This is a genomic window from Gordonia sp. GONU (assembly GCF_024733855.1).
Taxonomy (GTDB): Bacteria; Actinomycetota; Actinomycetes; order Mycobacteriales; family Mycobacteriaceae; genus Gordonia; species Gordonia amicalis.
The window spans coordinates 38586-59045 of record NZ_JANRHB010000031.1 but is presented as its reverse complement, the minus strand read 5'-3'; the positions used below and the strand labels follow the sequence as shown (position 1 = coordinate 59045).

Below are 20460 nucleotides of genomic sequence, written 5' to 3'. Positions count from 1 at the left end.
ATCTGATCCGCGAAGCCGGGTTCGCCACCACCGCCACCGGCACCCTGATCCCCATCCCCGACCTCATCGACATGGCCGCCGACGCCCAACCCTGGCTGGCGGTGTTCAAAGACGCCACCGCGATACCGCTGTACTTCGGACGCGGCAAACGCCTGGCCACCCGCGAACAACGCCTCGCCTCCTTCGCCCGACCCGACGGCGACGTGTGCTCCAACCCCGATTGCCGCATCCCCGCCACCCATGTGGAAATGCATCACGCGCAACTGGATTGGGGCCTGGGCGGACTCACCGACATCACCGACCTGACCCCGGCCTGCTCGAAACACAACCGCATGGTCGGCGACCAGCCCGGACAGTTCACCACCCGCATGGTCCGCGAGGGCCCCGACGAAGGGCGTTGCGCCTGGCGGCTCAACGCCGAACCCGGCGCGCCCCCGAATCCCGAACGCATCAACCGGCGACCCGACCTACCCCGCCGATTCGCCGAGCACCTCCGACAGGTGCGTACCGAGATCCACGGACCCGACCCTGCGTCCGGCGATCAGCCACGCCTGGAGATCCGCGAAGTCATCGACCACCGACCGGAGCCGCCAATGCGCGGGCTGTCCGTCACTGAGCTGTCCCCCATCGAACTACAGCTCGCAGCCATCATCGGATTGAACACCAGACGCTGATACCACCACGGCGACGGGTCCACCAGCGGTCGAGGATCGCTTGGCTCGCACCTCGTGCGATCGAAGTCGCTTGCGACACTGTTCTGTATTCACCCGACTTCGATCGAAGTCGAACGGCCGCAACGACATCGCACGCGACGTCATTCCGGAGGGCGACCGACGGCTCAGGATTCGGCGACCGGCTTCAGCACCGGCGGAGTCCACGTGCCGTCGAGGACCTCGGGGCGCGGACGATACAGGCGGATGAGGTAGTTCCAGCCCTCGGGCGTCACGATCGCGTTGGGCGGGACGTCACCAGTGACGGCGGGGATGAACCGAACGGTGATCGACCCGTCGCCGTTGCGTACGCCGGTGACGCTGTTGACCGTGTACAGGTCCTTCTCGTTGGGCTCGAAGAACCCCGCCGCGTTGTACACCGACACCGACCAGAAGGCGTCGACCGGGATGTCGGCGAAGACGAGTTCGTAGTGCCCGGGACCGACGGCGGGGTCGACGCCGACATAGGTGGCCTCGGATGTCGGGAGCCCACCCCAGCCCGCCGCACATCCGATGAGGTGGCGGACCGGGTCCACCTCGTCGCGGCTGCCGAAGGTGTGGTCGAAGGAGGTGAGCCCTTTCGCCAGCTCCAGCAGAGCATCTCGGGTCGCATCGAGACTCGCGGTGTCGTAGTCGGGGGACACGAACGGCTCCGACGAGCCCGGAAGGAGCGTCACCTGGTCCTGCAACCTCCCGACTTCGGCCACATCGACCACATCGGTCGGATCGACCAGAATCCGTACGGCGACCAGGACGTAGCGCGATCCGTACGTCTCCTGCGTCAGCGTGTGCTCGCCGGACGCGTGCAGAACGTCACCGACGTAGTGGTCCTCGTTCACGATCATCGCGGACACGTAGCGGTCACCGGCGTCGGGCAAGGTGAGCACCGCCGGCGCCGCGAGATCGGCGACGGCGAAGCTGTACAGGGTGTCCCGATTGAGGCGGATCACCGTCTGTTCGTCGATGGCGGCTGGTTCGCGATTGTGGCGGAACCTGCCCACCCCACCGGCGGCCAGCTGGATGTCGGCGAACATCCGATGCGTCTCCGCCCGAACGAAGTTGTCCACGTTGACATGACCCGGCATGCGTTGTCTCCCTCTGCTGGAAGGTCGAGAGGTAGCCTATCCCGCCAATCTCAGGGGACAGGACCGAACCGACACACCCAGCTCAGGGCTTCTGCGACACGACCGAAGACATCGGCCTGGCTCTCATACCGTCCCGCGAGCGGCCCACGCGGTGGCCGAGACGGTGAACGGCCCGTCGCCCAGACGACCACGCGCGACCGTTTCGAGTTCGGTTCGGGCACCGGCGTCTAGCGTCGTCACGTACTCGCCCGCAGGACCGACGCCGAAAGTGTAGGGCTCCCACCATTCTTCGAAGGTCGGATGCACGACGTCGACGGTGATCGGCTCCTCGATGACGTTCCGCAGCCCGGCCGTCTCGAACAGTTCGGTGAGGTGACCGCGGTGGGCGCCGGAGAGGAGCGCCTCGTCCTGGGCGTCGGGATCGAGAACGTGCACCGCATCCCAGAAGGGCGCGAGCGCTCCGGTGGGTCCGTCCCACACACATGCCGCGACGATCCCCTCCGGCCGGGTCACCCGCGCCATCTGCGTGATGCCGCGAACCGGGTCGGTCATGAAGTGGACCACCAACTGCGCGAGGGCGTGGGTGAATTCGTCGGCGTCGTACGGCAATTCCTCGGCCGTCCCACGACGAACGTCGACATCGGGGAATCGCTGGTGGATCGCGTCGACGAACGGCGGGGACGGATCGATCGCGGTGACTGCGGCCCCTCGCGACAGCACATGGGCGGTCAGCGCCCCCGGGCCACACCCGACGTCGAGGACACGCGCGTCGGCACCGACCTCCGCGAAGGTCGCGAAGACCTCGGCGAGAGGGTCGGCGTAACGGCCCATGAAGCGCCCGTAGGCGTCGGGCGGGACGACGAAACCCACTCGTCCATGTTAGGACGCGGTGTGATGGGGGTCACCGTTGTCATCCGTTCGTACCAATGGCGCGGGACAGAGCACACATGGTCGTGAGCCGATGCAAGAATCACACCGCTTGAACCCGACAACGCGCTCGGACCGGCAGCAGGCGGCCTGAATGTGGTCACCGGAGGTGACGGCGACCAGTCGCCACACAGACGAAGTGGAGATCAACGATGAGACGTTTCCGCCTTCTCAGCGTCACGACGTTGGCTGTCGCGATGCTCACGGTGTCGTTCGGCACCGCTCACGGAACGCCCGCGCCGGCGGCGCCGTCACATCTGTCGGTGGCATCCGCGGACGGCACATCCATCTCCTCCGCCCTGAAGAACGCCACATTCGTCTCCGCCGGCGACGAGCTCCGCGTCGTCGATCTCAACGGCCGAACGCTCGAGCGTGTCGCCCTGACACTCCCGCTGAACGGGGTGAATGTGCCGTTACAGACGCGGATCAGCGCAGATCGCACCCAGGCGACCTTCACCCCGCTCCTCACACCGGAGGCCCGGGCCGCGATCGCCGCCGGTGTCCGCCCGGCGTCGGCGAAGAAGGACCGCGCCTATCAGCAGATGATCTGGCACATCACCAACGGCTGGAACCGCGGTGGCAACGTGACGACCGCCATCGGCGCGCTCGCCGGTCTGATCATCGGCTGTCTGGTCATCGTCGGATGCATCTGGGGCGCCGGGGTCGGCGCCGCCATCGGTGCGGCCATCGGTATCGGCAACGGCGATCCCGCTGCCGCCCAGTCGATCCTGAACTGGATCAACACCCCATGACCGAGGGGTAGAACCCCCTCGATTCCGGATGCGGCCTTCCCCCGCCGCCCCGGAGTTCCCCCAGGAAGATCCCTCGCGCCCTCCCCCGACAGAAACGCGCGAGGGATCTTCTTTGCGAAAGACTACTTTACAAACCAGTGGATTTGTCTAGACAACGTACATTGTCTCGGTTAGTGTCTAGTGCGGCAAGTCACAGTCCTTCTCGTGAGAGGAGCGTGCATGAGTACCGCACCGCTCGAATCCACCCCTGGCACCCCACCCCTGGAATGGCGCGACAAGAAGCGCCACCTCTGGCTGCTCGGCCTCATCCCGCCGACGTCGGTCTTCCTGGCGATGGCATTCGTCGCCGCCTTCAACGCGATCGGCCACGGTTTCGACGCCGTGGCCCCCGTCTGGTGGTGGATCGGACCGATGCTGGTCTATGTCCTGCTGCCCATCCTGGACGTCTTCTTCGGCCCCGACGGCTCGAATCCGCCGGAAGAGCTGATGGAGCAGCTGGAGAACGACAAGTACTACCGCTGGTGCACCTACATCTACATCCCGTTCCAGATCGCCAGCCTCGTCATGGCCTGCTATCTGTGGACCGCCGACGATCTCAGCTGGCTCGGCATCGACGGCGGACTGGGCCTCGCCTCCAAGATCGGTCTCGCCCTGTCGATCGGCGTGATGGGCGGTATCGGCATCAACACCGCACACGAACTCGGCCACAAGAAGGACGATCTCGAGCGGTGGCTGTCGAAGATCACGCTCGCTCAGACCTTCTACGGTCACTTCTACATCGAGCACAACCGCGGACATCACGTCCGTGTCGCCACCCCCGAGGACCCGGCGAGCTCGCGTTTCGGTGAGACCTTCTGGCGATTCCTGCCGCGCAGCGTGTGGGGCAGCCTGAAGTCGTCGATCGAGCTGGAGCGCAAGCGACTCGACCGTGTCGGCAAGCCGTTCTGGCATCCGAGCAACGACGTCCTCAACGCCTGGGCCATGTCGATCGTGCTGTGGGGTGTGCTCGCGGCGGTGTTCGGGTGGCAGGTCCTGCCGTTCCTCGTCATCCAGGCCGTGTACGGGTTCTCGCTCCTCGAGACCGTCAACTACCTCGAGCACTATGGTCTGATGCGCCAGAAGACCAAGACCGGCCGCTATGAGCGGTGCACCCCGGAGCACAGCTGGAACTCCGACCACATCTGCACGAACATCTTCCTGTATCACCTTCAGCGACACAGTGATCACCATGCCAACCCCACCCGCCGATACCAGACGCTGCGCAGCTTCGACGGCGCGCCGAACCTCCCGAGCGGGTACGCCAGCATGATCACGCTCGCCTACTTCCCACCCATCTGGCGTGCGGTGATGGACAAGCGGGTCCTCGACCACTACGACGGCGACATCGAGCTCGTCAACGTCGCACCGCATCGTCGTGAACGCATCCTCGCCGCGCACGGTGTCGCCGGGAAGGACGGCGACCGATGAGCGCCTACCGTTGTCCGGTCTGTGATTTCGTCTACGACCAGGCGGCCGGCGCACCCCGTGAGGGATTCCCGGCCGGCACCGCGTGGTCCGACATTCCCGACGACTGGGCGTGTCCGGACTGCGGCGTCCGCGAGAAGATCGATTTCGAAGAGGTGGCGAAGTGAAGTTCAAGCTGTTCCGCTGCGAGGTCTGCGGATTCGAATACGACGAAGAGCTCGGGTGGCCGGAGGACGGCATCGAGCCGGGGACCCGCTGGGACGACATCCCCGACGACTGGAGCTGCCCCGACTGCGGTGCCGCGAAGGCAGATTTCGAGATGGTCGAGGTGGCCCGCCCGTGAACTCCGGGCCCGCCCACGCCCCATCGGTGGTGATCGTCGGGACCGGGGTCGCGGGCATCACGGCAGCGGAAACCCTGCGGGCCAACAGGTTCGACGGGACGATCACCGTCTTCGGCGAGGAACCCCACCTCCCCTACCGACGCACCGCGCTCAGCAAGGGCATCCTCGACGGGGACCTCTCCGATCCCAAGATCACCCTGCGGCCCCCGGGGTACTGGGAGGAGCGCGGCATCCACATCGTGCCGTCCGTCCGGGTCACCGGCATCGACGCCGTGTCCCGAACCGTCGAACTCGCCGATGGTTCGGCGGTCGGCTATGACGCGCTCGTCCTCGCGACCGGCGGCACGGCGCGCCAACTGCCCGGCGCGTCGCCGGACCTCCTGTCGCTGCGCACTCGCCGCGACGTCGAACGTCTCCGTGCCCGGATCGACTCGGGTCCGGTCGTCATCGTCGGCGGTGGACTGATCGGCCTGGAAATCGCCGCCGCAGTGTCGTCCTCCGAGCAGCGGGTGGACTCCGCCGGACAGATCACCGTTCTCGAGGCCGCCGCGTCGTTGCTGTCGCGGGTGGTCCCGGACAGCGTTGCGGAGGCCGTCGCCGCCCTGCATCGGGATCGCGGCGTGCGGGTCGTCACCGACTCCCGGATCACTGCCGCCGAGACCGACGCGGTGACGCTGGCAGACGGCACCCGGCTGACCGGAACCGTGATCAGCGCCATCGGGATGCAACCAGATACCGCCCTCGCGGAGGCGGCGGGTCTGTCGGTGAGCCCCGCGGGCATCGTCGTCGACGAGACACTGCACACCTCGACACCCCGGATCTATGCCGCCGGCGACGTCGCAGCACGGCCCCATCCGCTGACGGGTGAGCCGATGCGGGCCGAGCAGTGGCTGACCGCGACCGAGCACGGCAAACTGGTGGCCATGACCATCGCCGCCGATCTCGGCCTCGCCACCGGTCCCTCGACCCCCGTCCCGCGCGTCCCGCTCGCATGGTCGATGCAGTACAGCAGCAACATCCAGATGGTCGGGTGGCCGACCATGGCCGACCGGTTCGACGTGGATCTCGACACCAGCACCGGGACGGGCACCTGCGCCGACGGGTTCGCCACCACCGTCCGCTGTTTCGCCGACGAACGCCTCGTCGGCGCGGTGTGCATGGGTCGCGGCGGTGCCGGACGTGCACTCCGTACCGAGATCGAGAAGACGCTGGAGCCGGTCGGCGCGGCGGGATGACCACGCGTAACTACGCCCAGGACAGCAAGGCGCTGCTGCGTAACTCCCTGCTCGACGGGTTGCACGATCTGCTGATGGACCGGGACTGGTCGGCGATACGGATGTCGGACGTCGCCGCCACCACCGGTGTCAGCCGGCAGACCGTGTACAACGAGTTCGGGTCGAGGTACGGGCTCGCGCAGGGATATGCGGTCCGGCTGGCGAGCCGTTTCGCCGGCCATGTCGCCGACTCCCTCGCCGAGCACGTCGACGACGTGACCGGCGCGCTGCGCACCGCGTTCACCGAGTACTTCACCGGCGTCGCCACCGATCCCCTGATCGCCTCGCTGCTCTCCGGCGAGGCGAAACCGGATCTGATGAAACTCATCACGACCGATGCGGCACCGATCATCGCCACGGCCGGCGACCGGCTCTCCCAGGCGTTCCGCGAGTCGACGTGGTTGTCGATGCCCGACTCCGACATCGAACGCATCGCGCGCGCCATCACCCGCATGGCGCTGAGCTATGTCGCGATGCCGCCGGAAGGCGATCGCGACGTCGCAGCGGATCTCGCCGAGATCATCGCTCCGGCCATCGAGACCGCGCGGCTCTCCGACTGAGGAAACCCTCAGCGCGGCAGTCGTTTCCCGACCCCGCGCCGGATCACCCCGCGGTAGATCCGCTCGACCAGCGGGGTGCGCGCACCCTCCGGGTCGACGAGTTCGTTCTCGGCGATGATCGATGCCTCGTCGTCGATCACGTCGCGGTCGAACAGTTCGAGCGTGCGGCCCGGGGTGGCCAGCGACTCGATCGCCCCGATCAGCGACTGCTTCTCGCGCACGGTGTCGTCGAAGACCTCGGCATCGACGTCGAGATGTTCCGACAGCAGCCGGGTACGCATCGATGTGATGGTGTCGCGAAGTCCCGCGTCGTCGGGGTCGTCGCGGCGTGCCTCGATGGCCACGTCGCATTCACTGTCGAAGCCCAGCGACCGGTTGTTGAGATTCGACGAGCCGATGCGCAGCAGGACGTCGTCGACCACGAGCACCTTGGCGTGCACATAGATCTCGTCACCCTCCGAGGTCACCGGATAGTAGGCACGGAACCGATCGTGGACGTCGGCACGCCACAGCATCCGGAGCAGCTTGTGGCGTGCGCCGTCCATGGCCAGTCGTTCCACCGGGCTGTCGGCGTTGCGTGGGAGGACCACGACGATCTCCGGACCGTCGGGTTCGGCGAGTCGCTCGGCCAGGGCCTCCGCGATCTCGCGGGCGGCCAGATACTGGCTCTCGACGTAGATCGTGCGGCGGGCGGCGGCGAAGGCCGCCCGGTACAACCGGCGGATCTCGTCGATCTCCGGACGGTCGTTGTAATGAGGGATGGTCCGGGCGACCCCGACCTCGCAGTCCGCGAACGTCACGTCGAGACCCTTCGGCCAGATGTCGGGGCCCTCGGTGTCGACGAGGGGTGCCAGACGCTCACCGGTCGCCGCCTCCCACCGGTCGACGGCGACACTCGCGACGACGCGTGCGGCATCCCCGTCCAGTGCGACGGTCACGTCGTGCCACGGACCATGTGGTTCACCGTCGGGGTCGCGACGGAAATCGTTGTGCGACAGATGTTCTGAGGTGTCCCAACGGTCCACGGTCATGTCGATGCCGCCGCAGAACGCGAACTGGTCGTCGATGACCGCGATCTTCTGGTGGTGTGCGGCCGACACCGGATGCGCGGCATCGATCCGGTAGTGCAGACGACGCCCCGTGAGGAGGTCCTGGACGAACGGCGGCGCCACCCCGCGAAGCATCCCGGTGAACGCACCCGTGCTCCAGCGCAGCACGTAGATCTCGAGGCCCGACCGGTGCTCGATGAGCCATTCGAGGAAGTCGCCGAGCCGGTCGGGGATCTCGTGGTCGGATGACCGCGGATCGAGGCTGATCCGGGTGTCGACGTCCCAGCCGATCAGGATGACCCGGCGTCGTGCCTGGAGCAGTGCCGACTTGGCGTGCAGAAAGTAGTCCGCCGCGTCGACGATGCAGGCGACGCGGTCGGCGGTGGCGATCTCCCGACAGGTGTCACCCGCACGCAGGATCGGCTCGTGTCCCGACTCGTCCGCCATGTTGTCCTCTGCCTCGTTCTCGTCACCCGTTGTCGTTGTCAGTCCCCCCGTCAGCCCGTCATTCTGCCAACACGCGTCGGTCGCCATGGCACCCCCACCTCGGGGCGGTCCCTACACTCGTCGAGGTGACACCCGAAGCCGCGCACGACCTCGACGAACAGCCCACCCGACGTCGACGACGCCGGCCGTTCGCCGTGGCTGTCGCGATCGCCGTGGTCCTGCTCCTGGGTGCCGGGCTGGTCGCGTGGCGCACCGTTCCCGAGCGGTGGCTCCCGTGGGACACCGCGGAATTTCCCCAGGTGGACGCCTCGCAGCTGTCACCGGCACAGAACCGGATCGTGGAGTTGCTCCGTGCCGAGCACGCTGCACAGCGGCCGGGCATGTTCTATTCCGAAGGCGTCGACGAGCCGTGGTGCGCGAACTTCGTCAGCTGGATCATGCGCGAAGCCGGGACCCCGTTCGCCAACCCCCACTCGGGGCACTGGCGAATCCCCGGAGTGTTCACCCTGCAGGAGTACTTCCAGGACACCGGGCGCTTCGAACCCGCCGGCGACTACACGCCCCGCGTGGGCGACGTCGTGATCTACGACCGGTCGTCGGCGCTGGGCCAGCACACCAACATCGTGGTCGGGGTCGACGGTGACGAGGCGACCACGGTCGGGGGCAACGAGATGCGCAGGATCCGGGTACACGATCTGGACTGGAGGTCCGACGGCGGCGTCGTCGGATTCGGACGGAGCATCGGATGACCAGTGCCGGCATGGTGACGTCATGAGCTTCGACGGATTTCCCGAAGCCGCCCTCGACTTCTACGACGATCTCGAGATCGACAACTCGAAGTTCTTCTGGGAGCAGCACAAAGAGACGTATCGCACGGCGGTCGCGGAACCGATGTCGGCACTCGCCGAGGAGCTCGCCGACGAGTTCGGCACCGCCAAGCTGTTCCGGCCGTATCGCGACGTCCGGTTCTCGAAGGACAAGACGCCTTACAAGACACATCAGGGAGCTTTTGTTGCCGTGGCCCCGGCCACCGGCTACTACATCCAGATCGGCGCTCCCGGTGTCCGCGTCGGGGCCGGGTTCTACGAAGCCACCCCGGCACGGCTCGCCGAGTTGCGCAAGGCCATCGACCATGACCGGCACGGGCCCGAACTGGAGAAACTCGTCCGTAGGCTCACCAGAGCCGGATGGGAGATCGGCGGCGACCGGTTGAAGACCGCTCCACGCGGCTACGACGTCGATCATCCGCGCATCGACCTTCTGCGTCACAAGTCGCTCTTCGCCGGCCGTGACTACGGCTTCGACGAGGTCATCCACACCCCGGCACTCGTCGACCGGGTCCGCAAGGACTGGCGCGCGACGACCCCGCTCGTGGAGTGGATCGCGCGGCACGCGGCCACCTGAGCTGCCGGCATCGGCGATACGGCACCGCTGTGGTCTCCTGAAACGAATTCTGGGACCACTTCCCGGTCTTTCGGCGCGCGCCTGAATCCGCCGTGGTCATACTGGCGCGGTCCAACGTCGACAACGACCTCGAATGACCGAGACAGCCGATGACAGCGCTCGACCACGGTATCGCCGAACTTCTCGAGGCCGCCATACCCGGCCGTGTCCACCCACCGGATTCGGCGGATTACCGGGATTCGTTGGCACGCATCTTCTTTCCCGACGCTTCCCGACGCCATCCGCCGTGCGTCGTCCACCCCCGGGATTCCGCGGACGTAGCGCTCGTGCGCCGACACGTACCGACTCCAGGAGTAGTCCATGACCAACGAGACATCTCAGCACACCGGTCGGTCGGCCGGGATCGCCGACGGCGCTGCGACGCTCATCTTCGGGCAACGCGTCCGTGAGGGATTCGACGAGTCGTTTCGCACGTGGCATGCCTCGATCTCCGGCGCTGCCGCCGACTTTCCGGGCTTCCTCGGCGTCGAGTTGCGGCCTCCGACGGACACCCATGCGGACTGGCTCACCATCTACGGCTTCGACTCCGTCAGCCATCTCCAGGACTGGCTGAACAGCAGTGTCCGTCTCGAACACGTGCGCGCCGGCGCGGATCTCATGGACGGCCCCGCCACCGCGCAGGTCCTCGCACACGACGCCAAAGAACCCGACACACTGGTCACGGTCGTGATCACCCACCGTGTCGCCGACTCCAAGGTCGACGAGTTCCTCGCGTGGCAGAAACGGGTGGATGACGCCGAGCACCTATTCGCGGGCTTCCGCGGGTCCGAACTCTTCCGGCCCATCGAGGGGGTGCAGGACGAGTGGACGATCTCCTACCGCTTCGACACCGCCGAGCATCTCGAGGCCTGGCTGACCTCGCCGGAACGTCGTGCGCTGCTCGCGGAGGCGGAGGAGTTCGGCGAGTTCACCCTGCAGACGATCGACCACTCGTTCGGCAACTGGTTCTCCCACGGCGACCCCGATGCCCCGCCTCCGTCCAACTTCAAGACCTCGGTGGCGGTGTGGGTCGGCCTCTACCCCACCGTGGTGTTCCTGACGTTGATGACCGCACCGTTGGGCATGCCGCTGTGGCTGGGCATGTTGATCGGTAACCTGTTGTCCAGCTTCGCGATGAGTTATCTGACGATGCCGTACTACGTGAACAGGGTTCTCGGTTGGTGGCTGCAACCGAAATCCACCGCGCCACAGCCCCGCACGAACGTGAACGGAGGCCTGTTCATCCTCGCCCTGAACGCGGTGTGGGTGGCGATCTTCTACCTCGTGACCGTCCAATTCTGGTCGTTGCCATGACGATCCGTCCATCACCGACAAGCTCACCCCGAACCGAGGAGCACCGATGACCGACCACGTCCATCACGGCCACATCTTCCACCTGGCCGGACGTCCGAAGATCACCGAGGCCGTCGACGCCTTGGTGTCGATCCCCGACGGCGCGCTCGTGATCGGGGATGACGGGAAGATCAAGTACGCGGGTGAACGGTCCGGGCTACCGACCGAATTCGCGTCGGCCGAGAAGCACGATCATCCCGGCGGGTACCTGATCCCCGGCTTCGTCGACACCCACATCCACTTCCCACAGACCTATGCGGGTGACTCCTACGGCGGCGGACAGCTTCTCGAATGGCTGAACCTCTGCATCTTCCCCTCCGAATCGAAGTTCGCCGATCCCGAGTTCGCCCAGGCCGCGGCGGTCGAGTTCACCAGACGCCGCGTCGCCGCCGGCACCACGGCGATGATGGTGTTCGGTTCGGCCTATCCCCACGCGCAGGATTCGCTGTTCACCGAGACCCGCAAGGCGGGTCTGCGCATCGTGGCCGGTCGCGGTATCCAAACCGTCGGCGGCGACACGGCCAAACCCCTCCTCACCTCCGAGGAGGAGGCGATCCGCCTGACGCGGGCGGAGATCGAGAAGTGGCACGCTGCCGACACCGGCGACTTCCGCACCGCGCTGCTGCATGTCGCGATCATCCCGCGATTCTCGTTGTCGGTGACCACCGAGACGTTGCGCAATCTCGGCGAACTCTACGACGAGTACCGCGATCTGGGCGTCTACGTCCACTCGCACCTCAACGAGAACAACCGTCCGGGCACGGGCGAGATCGACACCACCAAGGAGGTCTACCAGGTCGATTCGTACCTGGACACCTACGACGGCAAATTCCTCCCGGGTTCCCAGGTCGGGGGCAAGAGCCTTCTGGGTCCACGAACGATCCTGGCCCACAGTGTGCACTGCCAGGACGTCGAACTGGCCCGGATGGCCGAGACCGGTACGTCCATCTCCCACTGTCCCGTGTCGCAGCTGTTCCTGGGTTCGGGGACCATGCCGTGGAAGCGCACTGTCGCGTCGGGGGTGAACATCTCGGCGGGAACCGATTTCGGCGGCGGCGACGAGTGGCTCATCCCGCGGGTGCTCGGCGACGCGTTCAAGCAGCACATCACCGAACCAGGAGACGCGGGGGTGTCGATGCATCCCGCCGAGATGCTGTTCATCGGAACCCTCGGTGGCGCCCGTGCTCTGGACATGGAGGCCCGCTTCGGCAACTTCGACGAGGGCAAGGAAGCCGACTTCCTCGTCATCGAACCGGCTGACGCGCTCAAGGGAGTGCTCGAGAACGCGGTCCGCGCCGAGGACGACGACCTCGCCCGCGACCAGACACTGTTCGGACTTCTCATGGGGTTGCGTGAATCCTCGATCGCCGAGGTCCATGTGCAGGGCCGGCGAGTTTCCCTCTGATGCCGTGATCACGACCGTGTCGGTGTTCCACCCCGTCTCACAGACCGGGTTCGCCGACTGGGCCGCACTGCTCGCCGCGTCGGCGGCCGACAGCGAGGGCTGCCTGAGCGCGCGTGTCTCGACCGTCGCGGATGGCCGTTTCGAACCGGCGGTGGCCGCGACCTTCGTCGACGAGAAGGCCTGCGACCGCTGGGTCGACAGCCCCCGGCGGGCCGAGATCCTGCGGGACGGGCGTGTTCACGGTTGGATGGCATCGGCGCCGATGCTCGAACTGGTCGACGGCGTACCGCCCCCGCCCGGCGTCGGCGCCTTCCGCCACGACATCGTGTCGGGCAAGGTCGACGCTTTCATCGACGCGCAGCGCGACTTGACCGGCGCCGCAGGAGAATTCAGCGGTTACGAGGGCACGTCACTGTTCGTCGACGAGGACCGCGAGACGGCGTTGTCGGTGCTGCGGTTCCGTACCGACCGGCAACTCTCGGCGTGGGTGTCGTCTCGCGAACGCAGCGCCGCCCTCTCCGGACTGCGTTCGAGTCTGACCCACGACTTCGAGACGATGTCGAGCACCACCGCGTTCGGCACCACCGTGCGGAACGACCACGGCCGTATCCGCCAGACGCCGAACTGGAAGTCGGCGATGATGGTCCTGCTGGTGCTCTACCCGACGGTGATGGTCCTGTCCCGTTTCCTCGGGCCGGTTCTCGACCGCATCGGAGCCCAGCCGTGGCTGGCGTTGTGGCTGAGTCAGGTCGTGAGCGTCGGATTGATGCAGTGGTGGCTCATGCCGTGGGCGGCGAAACCGTTCCGCCGCTGGCTGGATCCGGTGGACGGCAACAGCCTCCGCAGCAATCTCGCCGGCGCCGGGGTGATCCTGCTGGTGTACGTCGGATGCCTGGCGATCTTCGCGAACGTCACCTGGCTCCAGTTCTGGGATTACGTGGACTCCTGAGTCAGCCGACGACACCGTCGAGGTAGACCCAGCGCCCGTCGTGTCGGGTGAAGCGACTGCGTTCGTGCAGCGTGCCACGCTCCGAGCCGGTCTTGTAGTACGCGGTGAAGGTGACCTCGCCCTCGGTGTCGAACGGCGATCCGCCGTTCGTCGATTCGATGTCGAGGCGGTACCACCGCATCGCATCGTCGAGTTCGAGATCGTCGGGACGCGTGTCGGGGTGCCAGCTGAGCAGCAGGTGATCTCGATCACCGAGGGCGAAAGCGGTGAAGCGCGATCTCATCAGCGCCTCGGCGGTCGGCGCGTCGCGCTCACCGGCGAGGATGGTCCCGCAGCATTCACCGAACGGCAAGCCGGACAGACACGGACACCGCGCGCCGGGATCACGGTTTGCCGATTCGATGTTCATTCCCCGCATCTTAGGCGTAGACAGAAACGAGGTCACCCATGAGGCGGTCCGGTCACCCATGGCCGGACCGGCGCCAACGGAGGGAGAATCGTTGTCCGACAACGTGTATCGAGTCATCGAGGTGGTCGGTTCAGCCGCGACCGGCACCGACGACGCCATCCGGAACGCGATCGCGCGTGCGTCGCAGACGGTCAATCATCTCGACTGGTTCGAGGTGACCGAGACCCGCGGACACCTCGAGGACGGCCAGATCGCACACTTCCAGGTCACCCTGAAGGTGGGCTTCAAGATCGAAGGTTCCTGACCCTCGCGGTCGACATGACTATCCGCGGGACGCGGTCGCGGTGAGAAACGCGCCGATCTCGCGGGCGACGGCTTCCGGCTCGTCGAGCATCGACAGCACCGCCGCACCGGGGATCTCGGCATAGCGGCCACGCGGCGCCAGCTCGGCGAGCCGAGGGCCGTGCGCCGGCGGCATCACCCGGTTGTCGGGCGACCACAGCACGAGCACATCCCCGTCGAACCCCCTGAGCGCCTCCGTCTTTCGAACGAGCTCGGCGGGATCGAACGATGTGGTCGCGTATTTGGTGACGTCCCGCCGGATGCGCGGGTCGGCGAGGACGGGGTCGGTCCATCGGCGCATCCGCTCGTTGTCGACGGGCTTGTTGATCATCCAGCCCCAGAGAATGGGAAGTCGTCGCAGCCACCCGATCCGCAGCTGACGTGCGGCGAGGGTGATGCCCCCGGGCAGGCGCACGGCCAGCGTTGCCATCTTGCCGGGAAGTCCCGGCGGGAAGTTCTCGAAGGCCTCACACGGCAGGATCACCATGCGGGCGACACGCTCGTCGCGGCCGAGCGCGGTCAGGAACAATGAGCCGCCCCAATCGGAATGGACGAGGGTCACGTCGCGCAGGTCGAGGGCGTCGAGGACGTCGGCGACGAGACCCACCATCCCGTCCATCGAGAGATCCGCATCCTCGTGCAGCGGAATTCGGTGAGACCCGAGCGGGAGCACCGGCCGGATGTAGCGGAAACCCTTCGGCAACAACGGGATCACGTCGTCCCACACCGTGTGGTCCATGAGCAGGCCGTGCAGGAGGACCACCGGCGGCCCGGTTCCGTCCTCCGCGTACTCGACAGTGCCGGCCGGGGTCTCGATTCTCTTGACGGCGCCCGCCTGCGGGCTTCCCATCTGGTTGAGCTGGGTCATGTCACGCGCTCCTCACCTCGGCCGGGAGACCGCAACCGGCCTCTAGAACGATCACTCTAGAATATCTGCTCTAGAATGGCCAGGGTGAAGACCGACGAACGCATCGTGGTGGCGATGGCCGAGCTCCTCCGCAGGCAGGGCTATGCGGCGACCGGGATCAAACAGGTAGTCGAGACGGCCGACGCCCCCATCGGATCGATCTATCACCACTTCGGCGGTGGTAAGCGCGACGTCGCGGCCGCCGCTCTCCGGCAATCGGGCGCCGCCTACGGCGAGTTGATCGGCTTGCTACTCGCGCCGTACGACGACCCCGCGGAGGGAATCGAGGCGGCGTTCGTCGCCGCGGCGGGCACCATCGAGCAGGGTGGTTGGCTGAACATGTGCCCCGTCGGGACCGTCGCCGGCGAGGTCGCCGATGCCGAACCCGCCCTCCGAGAGGTCGCCGACGAGGTCATGTCCGCGTGGATCGACGCCGGCACCGCACTCTTCGCCGCGCGCGGACTGACCGACGCGGATGCCCGCTCGCTGATGTACGCGGTGGTCTCGGCACTCGAGGGCGCGTTCATCGTCGCCCGGACCCAGCGCTCCACCGATCCGATCCTCGCCGCGGGTCGCGCGATGGGCAGCTATGCGCGGGCACTCACCTCCCCGGTACGGGCAGGGGCACCCTCAGAGCCGGGCGAGATACGTCGGTAGGGCGTCCTCGACGACGAGGGACTGCAAGGCGAACCGAAGCTGGGCCGACACGTATCGGTCCAGGTCGTACCCGGGCGCGAAATGCCAGTGCTTGAGCGCCCATCCATGGGCGAGCATCATCAGGTCGAAGACCACGAGGTCGGCGTCGACGTCGACGATGAGTCCGGCTGCCGTCCCAGCGGTGACCGCCGCCCGCATCGGTGCGGAGGTCTCGACCTCGAGTTCCTTGATCCGCTCCCGTCCAGCGGCGTCGAGCGTCCGGCTCTCCCGATACGTCAGCACGACGGCGTCACGGTTCTCGTCGACGATGGTCGCGTACTGACGGAAACCCGCGATCAACTGCTCGACGGGATCGTCACCGGCGCGGTCCATGGCGGGCTGGAGCTGATCGCGGAAGGCCTCGAGGATGTCGACGATCGCGGCCAGCAGGATCTCTTCCTTGCCACCGAAGTACTTGTAGAACAGGCCGACGCTGACCTGGGCCTCCTCGGCGAGTGCCTGCATCGACATCTGGTGAAAACCGGTGCGTTGCATGACCTTCACGGCGGCGTCGAGCAGCTGCCGGCGGCGGGTGGAGACACGCACCGCGCGCACCGCTTCCTCGACGGCCAGGTCGGCCGACGACCTCGCCGTCGCAGATTTCGCCATCCCACTTACTTCCTTCTGATCCGTTCGTGCCTGTGTTCATCGAGACCGCCCCACGACCGCCTCGACGAATCAGCGCTGGAGTCACTCTACAAGTCCTATAGACCGAGGTCCTTGGCGACGATCGTCTTCATGATCTCGGTGGTGCCGCCGTAGATGGTCTGGATGCGGGCGTCGACGAACGCCCGCGACACCGGATACTCACGCATGTAGCCGTAGCCGCCGTGCAGTTGCAGGCACCGGTCGGCGGTGCGCACCTGCAGCTCGGTGGCCCACCATTTGAGTTTCGCGGCGCGGGCCGGCGTCAACCGACCGGCGATGTGTTCGGCGATGCAGTCGTCGAGGAACGTGCGGGCGATGTCGAGTTCGGTCGCCAGTTCGGCGGCGACGAACTGCGTGTTCTGGAACGACGAGATCGGCGACCCGAATGCCGTGCGCTCCTGCACGTACTCCAGGGTGCGCGCGAAAGTGCCCTCGGCAGCCGCAACAGCACCGATGGCCAGTGACAACCGCTCCTGCGGGAGGTTGCGGACGAGCTGATAGAAGCCTTCGCCCTCCCCGCCGAGACGGTTGGCCGCGGGGACGCGCATGTCCTCGAAGGACAGCTCACCGGTGTCCTGCGCGTGCAGTCCGATCTTGTCGAGTCGGCGGCCCCGGACGAACCCGGGCGTGTCCGCTTCGACGACGAGAAGCGTGAGCCCCCTGTGCTTCTCGGACCCCGTCCGGGTGGCGACGACGAAGAGGTCACCGTTGCGACCGTTGGAGATGAAAGTCTTCGCGCCGTTGACCACGTAGTGGTCGCCGTCGCGGACCGCCGAGGTGCGGATACCGGTCAGGTCGCTGCCCGCACCGGGTTCGGTCATCGCGATACCCAGCACGGTGTCGCCGCCGACGACCCCCGGCAGCCAGCGAGCCTTCTGCTCGTCGGTCGTCAGCTCCGTGAGGTACGGCAGTACGACATCGTTCTGCAACGAGAAGGCGATGGCCTCGGCGGCGGCACCGGTGCGCGCCACCTCGTCGATCAGGATGGCGTTGTACCGGAAGTCGTCGACGCCGGGACCACCGAACCGTTCGGGCACGGGGAAGCCCAGGAGTCCGTTCTTGCCCGCCTCGACGAAGAGGTCGCGATCCCATTGCCCGGCGTTCTCCCAGTCGGTGTGCACGGGGGTGATCTGTTCGGCCACAAAGCGTCTGACCGTCTCGCGAAAGTGCTTGTGTTCGAGGTCGTGCGTGAGTGAGGACATCGATTCTTCCGTTCGGGGTGAGTCAGCCGTGGACGCGGTCGGGGGCCGGTGCGCGGAACGCGCCGTCGGCCATCTCGCGCGCGGCGGACTCGGTGGCTTTGTAGTGCAACTTCTTCCCGGTCGCCGAGACGGGGAGCGACTCGACGATGCGATACGCGCGAGGACGTTTGAAGCTCGACAGCATCGGGTGCGAGCGACAGTAGGCGTCGAGGTCCTCCGGCGTCGGGGCCGCCCCGTCGGCGGGCACGACGTAGGCGACGACGAGACTTCCCCACTGTTCGTCCGGGACACCGACCACGAGCGAGTCGACCACGCCCGGATGGCCGTTCAGTGCTTCCTCGACCTGAACCGGGTGGACGTTCTCGCCGCCGGACAGCAGCATGTCGTCCTTACGACCGACGATGGTGACGAACTCATCGGCGTCCCAGGTGGCCAGATCACCGATGTGCAGCCAGCTGCCGTTGTACTTGGCCTTCTCCTGCCGGGGGGAGTCGTAGTAGGCGGCCGCGCATTTCGGCGACCGGATGATGACCTCACCGACTTCCGCACCATCGTGTGCGACGACCTCGTCCGGGCTCGCCAGATGCCCGTCGTCGTGGACCCGGACCACGCGGACGTCGTCGTCGATGCACGCGCGTCCGGCAGTTCCGGCGTGTTCGGGGAGATCGTCGGGTCGCAGAAAGGTGTTCCAGAATCCCTCGGTGCTGCCGTAGCCGTTGAAGATCCGCGGGGTGAGCACCTGCTGGTAACGCAGTGCCGCCTCGCGTTCGAGCGGTGCCCCCATCGTGACGATGCCGCGCAGACTGGAGAGATCGCGCGGGTTCGCCGACTGCGCGCCGGCAAGCATCGCCAGGTTGGTCGGCGCACCGATGAGAAAGGTCAATCGATATCTCTCCACCCAGTCGAGGGTCAGCTCGGGATCGAAGGTGCGCATCGGGACGACCGTGGAACCAAGGTAGAACGACGGATTGGGACCGGCGCAGTAGAGTCCGCCGCGATGGAACCACGGCGTCATGTTCAGTGTCCGGTCGTCCGGGGACAGCGGGAAGTGCATGATCACGTCGTGCGCCGAGAAGATCTCGATGGCCGAGTTCATCGGCACCGCCTTGGGCATGCCGGTCGTACCCGAGGTGTACAGCCGAGTGGTCTCGTCGAAGACGCCGCGCGACACCGTCGGCGGCACACCGCGGGCGACGGGGAGGTCGGCGAAGCGGATCGACCCGGCGACGAGGTCTCCCTCTCCGACGCCCACCAGTACTTCGGGAGTGTGCCCGGCAAGCGAGATGGCCTCGTCGACCGTGGCGCTGAGACTGGTGTCGTAGACGTAGACCTTCGGCCGGCTGATGTCGAGGATGACGGCCGTCTCCCCCGCCGCGAGCCGGAAGTTCACCGGGGATCCGACCGCTCCGGCCGCCTGGGTCGCCAGGTAGAGCTGCGCGAACTCCGGGCCGTTCAGCAACTGATAGCCCACCACGGCGCCGTCGGTCACCCCGCGATCGGCGAGACCGGCCGCGAGTTCGTCCACCGCCGAACCGAGTTCGGCGTATGTCCACTGCCGTTCGGCGAGGGGGTCGATCATCGCCACCTCGCCGCCGTAGCGGGCGACGTTGCGGCGGAAACCGTTCAGATAGGTGAACTCGTGCTCGAAGAAACTGCGGTACGCGTGCGCGTCGTAGACGTAACTCGTGTCTGAGGTCATGTCGGTTCCCTGACTCATCTCGGTCCGGAGGGGTGGCGGCGGCCGGTCAACCGGCCATGGTGAGACCGCCGCTGACGCTGATCACCTGACCGGTGATGAACGACGCCGCGGGTGAGGCGAAGAACAGGACCGGTGCGGCGACCTCGTCGGGACGTGCGAGTCGCCGGAACGGGATCGCCTTCACCAGAGCTTCTTTCAGCTTCTCGGGTTGCGCCTGGAACAGCGGGGTGTCGGTGGGTCCGGGGCAGACCGCGTTGACGGTGATCTGATACCGGGCCATCTCGCGTGCGAGCGACTTCGAGAGGGCGATGACGCCGCCCTTCGCGCCGGCGTAGATCGTCTCACCCGCCGAACCGACCCGCCCGGCGTCGGAGGCCAGGTTGATCACGCGGCCACCCCGCCAGCCGTCGGACTTCGACGCCTCCACCATGCCGGGCAGGAACGCGCTGGCCATGTGCACGGGGCCGAGGTAATTGATGGCCACCACTTTCTCGGCGAATTCGGTGGTGGCGTTCAGGAACTGATCGGTGCGGTCCCAGCCGGCGGCATTGACGAGGATGTCGGGGACACCCACCTCCGCCTGCACCGCGTCCCGCAGCTCGTCGACCTTCGCACGGTCGGCAACATCGACGACCATCGGCACGATGGAACCCGCCTCTCCCGCGGTGCGCTTGGCGGCATCGAGATCGAGATCGGCGGCGACCACGGTGGTCCCCTCGGCCGCGAAGCCCAAGGCGATCGCCTTCCCGATGCCTGATCCGGCGCCCGTCACGACGGCGATACTGTTGGAGCTCAT

General features: G+C 66.8%; 23 protein-coding genes. 14 read left to right on the top strand and 9 right to left on the bottom strand.

Annotation, left to right across the window (positions count from 1 at the left end):
- Positions 1 to 674: 13E12 repeat family protein (locus NWF34_RS20620; RefSeq protein ID WP_258325985.1), on the top strand; the 674-nt coding region annotated here is incomplete at its 5' end.
- A 164-nt stretch (positions 675 to 838) separates the two neighbouring features.
- Here NWF34_RS20620 and NWF34_RS20615 read toward each other — a convergent pair.
- Positions 839 to 1795 carry a DUF1214 domain-containing protein gene (locus tag NWF34_RS20615; protein ID WP_024499793.1) on the bottom strand — a complete coding sequence of 319 codons (957 nt, stop codon included), beginning with the start codon at positions 1793 to 1795 and terminating at the stop codon, positions 839 to 841.
- A gap of 123 nt (positions 1796 to 1918) precedes the next feature.
- Positions 1919 to 2665 carry a class I SAM-dependent methyltransferase gene (locus NWF34_RS20610; protein WP_024499792.1) on the bottom strand — a complete coding sequence of 249 codons (747 nt, stop codon included), beginning with the start codon at positions 2663 to 2665 and terminating at the stop codon, positions 1919 to 1921.
- 209 nt (positions 2666 to 2874) lie between these two features.
- Here NWF34_RS20610 and NWF34_RS20605 point away from each other — a divergent pair, with 209 nt between their 5' ends.
- The 6 genes from NWF34_RS20605 to NWF34_RS20580 all read left to right on the top strand — a co-directional run bounded on the left by NWF34_RS20605 (position 2875) and on the right by NWF34_RS20580 (position 7115).
- Positions 2875 to 3474 carry a hypothetical protein gene (locus tag NWF34_RS20605; protein ID WP_258325984.1) on the top strand — a complete coding sequence of 200 codons (600 nt, stop codon included), beginning with the start codon at positions 2875 to 2877 and terminating at the stop codon, positions 3472 to 3474.
- Positions 3475 to 3693: 219 nt separating this feature from the next.
- Positions 3694 to 4941, top strand: coding sequence for an alkane 1-monooxygenase (locus NWF34_RS20600; protein ID WP_258325983.1), 1248 nt, complete (start codon positions 3694 to 3696; stop codon positions 4939 to 4941).
- Positions 4938 to 5105: a rubredoxin gene (locus NWF34_RS20595; RefSeq protein ID WP_024499789.1), complete on the top strand. Its 168-nt coding sequence runs from the start codon at positions 4938 to 4940 to the stop codon at positions 5103 to 5105. Before NWF34_RS20600 ends, NWF34_RS20595 begins: the two co-directional genes overlap by 4 nt.
- Entirely contained in the window at positions 5102 to 5281 is a 180-nt protein-coding gene (locus NWF34_RS20590) for a rubredoxin (protein ID WP_006437844.1), read from the top strand. Before NWF34_RS20595 ends, NWF34_RS20590 begins: the two co-directional genes overlap by 4 nt.
- Positions 5278 to 6516, top strand: a complete 1239-nt coding sequence (locus tag NWF34_RS20585; RefSeq protein WP_258325982.1) for an NAD(P)/FAD-dependent oxidoreductase — start codon at positions 5278 to 5280, stop codon at positions 6514 to 6516. Before NWF34_RS20590 ends, NWF34_RS20585 begins: the two co-directional genes overlap by 4 nt.
- Complete coding sequence (locus NWF34_RS20580) at positions 6513 to 7115, top strand: TetR family transcriptional regulator (RefSeq protein WP_258325981.1); 603 nt, start codon at positions 6513 to 6515, stop codon at positions 7113 to 7115. Before NWF34_RS20585 ends, NWF34_RS20580 begins: the two co-directional genes overlap by 4 nt.
- 8 nt (positions 7116 to 7123) lie before the next feature.
- On the opposite strand, the gene NWF34_RS20575 is transcribed toward NWF34_RS20580, so the two are convergent.
- Positions 7124 to 8611 (bottom strand): phospholipase D-like domain-containing protein, encoded by a 1488-nt coding sequence (locus NWF34_RS20575; protein ID WP_024499786.1) that lies wholly within the window; start codon positions 8609 to 8611, stop codon positions 7124 to 7126.
- 125 nt (positions 8612 to 8736) lie between these two features.
- Between NWF34_RS20575 and NWF34_RS20570 the strand changes: the two genes are divergently transcribed.
- The 5 genes from NWF34_RS20570 to NWF34_RS20550 all read left to right on the top strand — a co-directional run bounded on the left by NWF34_RS20570 (position 8737) and on the right by NWF34_RS20550 (position 13761).
- Positions 8737 to 9360: a CHAP domain-containing protein gene (locus NWF34_RS20570; protein WP_258325980.1), complete on the top strand. Its 624-nt coding sequence runs from the start codon at positions 8737 to 8739 to the stop codon at positions 9358 to 9360.
- Positions 9361 to 9382: 22 nt separating this feature from the next.
- The gene (locus tag NWF34_RS20565) at positions 9383 to 10015 is read left to right on the top strand and encodes a DUF2461 domain-containing protein (RefSeq protein ID WP_024497908.1); all 633 of its coding nucleotides are present in this window, start codon (positions 9383 to 9385) and stop codon (positions 10013 to 10015) included.
- 360 nt (positions 10016 to 10375) lie between these two features.
- A complete protein-coding gene (locus NWF34_RS20560) occupies positions 10376 to 11368 on the top strand; it encodes an antibiotic biosynthesis monooxygenase (protein ID WP_024497907.1) in 993 nt (330 codons plus the stop codon).
- A gap of 46 nt (positions 11369 to 11414) precedes the next feature.
- Positions 11415 to 12812: an amidohydrolase family protein gene (locus NWF34_RS20555; protein ID WP_238063540.1), complete on the top strand. Its 1398-nt coding sequence runs from the start codon at positions 11415 to 11417 to the stop codon at positions 12810 to 12812.
- Positions 12813 to 12816: 4 nt separating this feature from the next.
- The gene (locus tag NWF34_RS20550; protein ID WP_024497905.1) at positions 12817 to 13761 is read left to right on the top strand and encodes a hypothetical protein; all 945 of its coding nucleotides are present in this window, start codon (positions 12817 to 12819) and stop codon (positions 13759 to 13761) included.
- A 1-nt stretch (position 13762) separates the two neighbouring features.
- Here the strand turns inward: NWF34_RS20550 and NWF34_RS20545 are convergent, their stop codons facing one another.
- Positions 13763 to 14170, bottom strand: coding sequence for a YchJ family protein (locus NWF34_RS20545; RefSeq protein WP_024497904.1), 408 nt, complete (start codon positions 14168 to 14170; stop codon positions 13763 to 13765).
- 91 nt (positions 14171 to 14261) lie between these two features.
- On the opposite strand from NWF34_RS20545, the gene NWF34_RS20540 reads away from it, so the two are divergent.
- Positions 14262 to 14474: a dodecin gene (locus NWF34_RS20540; protein ID WP_024497903.1), complete on the top strand. Its 213-nt coding sequence runs from the start codon at positions 14262 to 14264 to the stop codon at positions 14472 to 14474.
- 18 nt (positions 14475 to 14492) lie between these two features.
- Here the strand turns inward: NWF34_RS20540 and NWF34_RS20535 are convergent, their stop codons facing one another.
- Positions 14493 to 15380 carry an alpha/beta fold hydrolase gene (locus tag NWF34_RS20535; RefSeq protein ID WP_024497902.1) on the bottom strand — a complete coding sequence of 296 codons (888 nt, stop codon included), beginning with the start codon at positions 15378 to 15380 and terminating at the stop codon, positions 14493 to 14495.
- Positions 15381 to 15455: 75 nt separating this feature from the next.
- Here NWF34_RS20535 and NWF34_RS20530 point away from each other — a divergent pair, with 75 nt between their 5' ends.
- Positions 15456 to 16076: a TetR/AcrR family transcriptional regulator gene (locus tag NWF34_RS20530; protein ID WP_238063532.1), complete on the top strand. Its 621-nt coding sequence runs from the start codon at positions 15456 to 15458 to the stop codon at positions 16074 to 16076.
- On the opposite strand, the gene NWF34_RS20525 is transcribed toward NWF34_RS20530, so the two are convergent.
- From NWF34_RS20525 to NWF34_RS20510, 4 genes are all read right to left on the bottom strand, one after another.
- A complete protein-coding gene (locus NWF34_RS20525) occupies positions 16050 to 16724 on the bottom strand; it encodes a TetR/AcrR family transcriptional regulator (RefSeq protein WP_024497900.1) in 675 nt (224 codons plus the stop codon). The two genes, NWF34_RS20530 and NWF34_RS20525, sit on opposite strands and share 27 nt — an antisense overlap.
- Positions 16725 to 16819: 95 nt before the next feature.
- A complete protein-coding gene (locus tag NWF34_RS20520) occupies positions 16820 to 17965 on the bottom strand; it encodes an acyl-CoA dehydrogenase family protein (RefSeq protein ID WP_238063530.1) in 1146 nt (381 codons plus the stop codon).
- A gap of 22 nt (positions 17966 to 17987) precedes the next feature.
- Positions 17988 to 19664 (bottom strand): class I adenylate-forming enzyme family protein, encoded by a 1677-nt coding sequence (locus NWF34_RS20515; RefSeq protein WP_238063525.1) that lies wholly within the window; start codon positions 19662 to 19664, stop codon positions 17988 to 17990.
- 46 nt (positions 19665 to 19710) lie between these two features.
- On the bottom strand, positions 19711 to 20460 hold the full coding sequence (locus NWF34_RS20510; protein WP_238063518.1) for an SDR family NAD(P)-dependent oxidoreductase: 750 nt from the start codon (positions 20458 to 20460) through the stop codon (positions 19711 to 19713).